At 69.6% G+C, this 3,462-nt stretch carries 4 protein-coding genes and 2 pseudogenes; 3 read left to right on the top strand and 3 right to left on the bottom strand.

The genetic code is table 11. From position 1 onward, the window contains the following. Positions 1–304, bottom strand: a pseudogene (locus tag IJH84_RS23140) (DUF885 domain-containing protein); the annotation flags it as partial. A gap of 271 nt (positions 305–575) precedes the next feature. Here IJH84_RS23140 and IJH84_RS23145 point away from each other — a divergent pair. Next, entirely contained in the window at positions 576–824 is a 249-nt protein-coding gene (locus IJH84_RS23145; protein ID WP_295148958.1) for a hypothetical protein, read from the top strand. A gap of 315 nt (positions 825–1,139) precedes the next feature. Next, positions 1,140–1,388 carry a hypothetical protein gene (locus IJH84_RS23150; RefSeq protein WP_200069310.1) on the top strand — a complete coding sequence of 83 codons (249 nt, stop codon included), beginning with the start codon at positions 1,140–1,142 and terminating at the stop codon, positions 1,386–1,388. 110 nt (positions 1,389–1,498) lie between these two features. On the opposite strand, the gene IJH84_RS23155 is transcribed toward IJH84_RS23150, so the two are convergent. Then, positions 1,499–2,275, bottom strand: coding sequence for an isoprenyl transferase (locus IJH84_RS23155; RefSeq protein WP_295148961.1), 777 nt, complete (start codon positions 2,273–2,275; stop codon positions 1,499–1,501). A gap of 154 nt (positions 2,276–2,429) precedes the next feature. Between IJH84_RS23155 and IJH84_RS23160 the strand changes: the two genes are divergently transcribed. Continuing rightward, positions 2,430–3,107 carry a hemolysin III family protein gene (locus tag IJH84_RS23160; RefSeq protein ID WP_367269080.1) on the top strand — a complete coding sequence of 226 codons (678 nt, stop codon included), beginning with the start codon at positions 2,430–2,432 and terminating at the stop codon, positions 3,105–3,107. A 19-nt stretch (positions 3,108–3,126) separates the two neighbouring features. Here IJH84_RS23160 and IJH84_RS23165 read toward each other — a convergent pair. Continuing rightward, positions 3,127–3,462 (bottom strand): annotated as a pseudogene (locus IJH84_RS23165) (N-acylglucosamine 2-epimerase); the annotation flags it as partial.

Raw genomic sequence — 3,462 nt, forward strand, 5'->3', positions numbered from 1 at the left:
AGCAGCGCTCGGCGGTGTCCGCGAGCGGGAGCTCTCGCCCGGCGAGCCGGTGCGCGGTGCATTCCAGCGCGGGGAGCTGGGCGGTGATGAACTCCTCGCGCGGCGCGGAAAGGCCGCAGCCGGGCAGTGCCGCGCGAAGCCGCTGCACGCTCGCTACCAGCCGCGACGGTGCCGGAGGTGCCTCGCGGGCAGCCCGATGGCGCAGCAGCGGATCGCCCGCGAAGGCTTCGACGGCACCGGGTTCGAGCCGATCGAGGCGTAGCCCGAGCAGCACGTACTCGTTAACGACCTGGTGGGCGTCCACGTCCGGACAGTACGACTCGGGGACATCGGGCGGAACCCGAGTTCGCGCGGGCGATCAGCGAATGGTATTGGCTCGCATTTCCCGAAACATGTTCGGAACATGCGAAACGGTCTCACCTTTAGGGCTGAGTCGATTAGATACACGATGGTGTTAACCGGCTGGGCATCCGCCTTCGGGATTGGTTAAGTTTTCCGCCAGGTGCTCCCCCGAAAGAACTTCCGGACTTCGGGGAAACGCACTAGCCACGTCCCGAACTACAAGGAGCATCCAAGTGCTGAAGAAGGCTGTGGTCGTCGCCGGTGCGGCGGCCGGTCTGATGGCGCTGGCCCCCATGGCCAACGCCGACAGCGCCGACAACGACGGCGTCAACCTGCTCAACGGCAACAACGTGAGCGTGCTGCCGGTCCAGGCGTGCGGCACCAACGCCGCCGTGGCCGGGGCGGTTGTGCCGATCCTGTCGCCGCAGCCCAGCCAGTGCGTGAACGCGCCGCTCACCGACCACCCGTCGGCGGAAGGCTGAGCGACCCCGGCGACCTCGGTCACCGCGCGAAGCGTCCGGATGCCCACTGCCCGACCGGGAAAGCATTCCCGGTTCTCCCGGTCGGTCACCTTCGGACGATCAGCCCGTGTTGATTCGAGGTTTTCGCACCGGCGGACCCGGCAAGCGCCGGAGATGTACGCAAGCACTACCGCCGGTGTTTTTCCTCCCCCGCCCCGAACCGATGAGCTGGGATTTCCCCGTCGAAGCACATCGGGGTCCGCCACGTAAGCCGAACCGTAATTCGGCGGACCGGGGTTTTCCCGCGGCAAGTAAGCAAGTGAATGGAGTAACAGAATGCTGAAGAAGGCTGTGGTTCTCGCAGGCGCGGCGGCCGGTCTGATGGCGCTGGCCCCGATGGCGAACGCCGACACCGCCGACAACGACGGCGTGAACCTGCTCAACGACAACAACGCCAGCGTTGCGCCGATCCAGGCGTGCGGCAGCAACGCCGCGGTGCTGGGTGCGGTCGTGCCGGTGCTGTCCCCGCAGTCCAGCAACTGCGTGAACGCGCCGCTGACCGACCACCCGTCGGTCGAGGGCTGACACACGTAGGCGCTCGTGTGGATGTGCGCGGAGGGCCAGGTCCGTTGGGCCTGGCCCTCCAGCATGTTCAGGGGCCTCCAGCACGAGCCCGGCGAGTCCGGGCCGCGAAATCAGCCGCCGTAGCGCCGGTGCCGCGCCGAGTACTCGCGCAGCGCGCGCAAGAAGTCGACCCGGCGGAACGCCGGCCAGTACGCCTCGCAGAACCAGAACTCCGAGTGCGCCGACTGCCACAGCATGAACCCGGACAACCGCTGCTCACCGGACGTGCGGATCAGCAGGTCCGGGTCCGGCTGGCCGGAGGTGTAGAGGTGCTCGGAGATGTGGTCGACGTTGAGGAACTCGGCCAGTTCCTCGATCGACGTGCCGGCCTCGGCGTGCTGCAGCAGCAGCTTGCGCACCGCTTCGGTGATCTCCTGCCGCCCGCCGTAGCCGACCGCGACGTTGACCTGCATCCCGCTGCGCCCCTCGGTGCGCAGTGCCGCCGCCGAGAGCCGCGCGGCCGTCTCGGTGGGCAGCAGGTCCAGGGCGCCGACGATCCGCACCCGCCACGGGCTGTCCGGGTCGGTGAGTTCGTCCACGACCCCGCTGATGATCTCCAGCAGGGCGTCCAGCTCCGCGCTCGTCCGCCCCAGGTTGTCGGTGGACAGCAGCCACAGCGTGACGACCTCGACCTTGGCCTCCTGGCACCAGCCGAGCAGTTCGCTGATCTTGCGCGCGCCCGCGCGGTGCCCGTGCGCGATGTCCAGCCCGGCCTCGCGCGCCCAGCGACGGTTGCCGTCCAGGATCACGCCTACGTGCCGGGGTGCCCGCGCGCCGGTGAGCTGGCGGCGCAACCGCCACTCGTAAACGTCATAGATGAGTTCCCGCAGACGAACCTTGAGCGCCACGCTCCCTGAGACTACGCGGGTGCTCTCGGCCACCCGGGTGGTCCCTCCGTCTGCGAACGACCCGCCATCGCGCCGCGAACGGCTCGCGAGTGCAACGGAGGTCTCCACCGAGGCGCGCGGCACCTCGAACCTACGGTGCCGTAACCTCCGTGTTGTGAGTAGCGCTGTGTCCGCCCGCCGCCCCGCCGCGTTCGTCAAACCCAGGATGCGCGGCTGGATCCACTTCTGGTCCCTGGTGGTCGCGGTCGCCGCGGGCGCGACGCTGATCGCGTTGGCCGCCGCCACCGTCTCCGCCGCCGCGGCGCTGGGCGCCTCGGTCTACGTGGCAACAGTGCTCGGCCTGTTCGGGGTGAGCGCGATCTACCACCGCAAGACGTGGCGCACGGTGGGCGCGCGCACCTGGATGCGCAGGCTGGACCACTCGATGATCTTCCTGTTCATCGCGGGCACGTACACACCGTTCGCGATGCTGGCGATGCAGCCCAAGACCGGTGCCGTCGTGCTCGCCGTGGTGTGGGGCGGTGCGCTCGGCGGGGTGGTGCTCAAGCTGGCCTGGCCGAACGGTCCGCGCTGGGTAGGCGTGCCGGTGTACGTGGCGTTGGGCTGGGTGGCGCTATTCGTGCTGCCGGAGCTGTTGTCGAACGCGGGCGTTGCGGCGTTCGTGCTGCTGATCGTCGGTGGCGTGCTCTACACCTTGGGCGCGATCGGTTACGCGACCCGGTGGCCCGACCCGTGGCCGAAGACCTTCGGGTACCACGAGTTCTTCCACTCCGCGGTGTCCGCGGCGGCGATCTGCCACCACGTGTCGATCTGGCTCGCGCTGTACGCCTGATCTCGCCGCGCAGGCGAGTTCAGCGGGCCAGCGCGGAAACCAGGTCTTCGACGGAAGTGACCGGCCGGTCGCAGACGTACCCGCGGCAGACGTAGGCGGCGGCTCGTCCGTCCACCAGCTGTCGCCCGGCCAGCAGCGGCACCTCCTCGGCCTCCGGTGGTCCGGCCACCGCGACCGCACCGCCCGGCGCGTGCCTGCGTGCGGCGACGGACAGCGCGGTCCGGTCCTCGTCGGTCTCCCCCGCCACCGCGACCTGGGTCGGGCCGTGCGCGAGCGCTTCCGCCGCGGCCATCCAGTGGCCTGCGAAGCGCGGAGCTCGCTCGGCGATCAGGCCCGCCCTGGTCAGCGCCTGCTC

Origin of the sequence: Saccharopolyspora sp., assembly GCF_017434145.1 — a bacterium.
Taxonomy (GTDB): domain Bacteria; phylum Actinomycetota; class Actinomycetes; order Mycobacteriales; family Pseudonocardiaceae; genus Saccharopolyspora_C; species Saccharopolyspora_C galaxeae.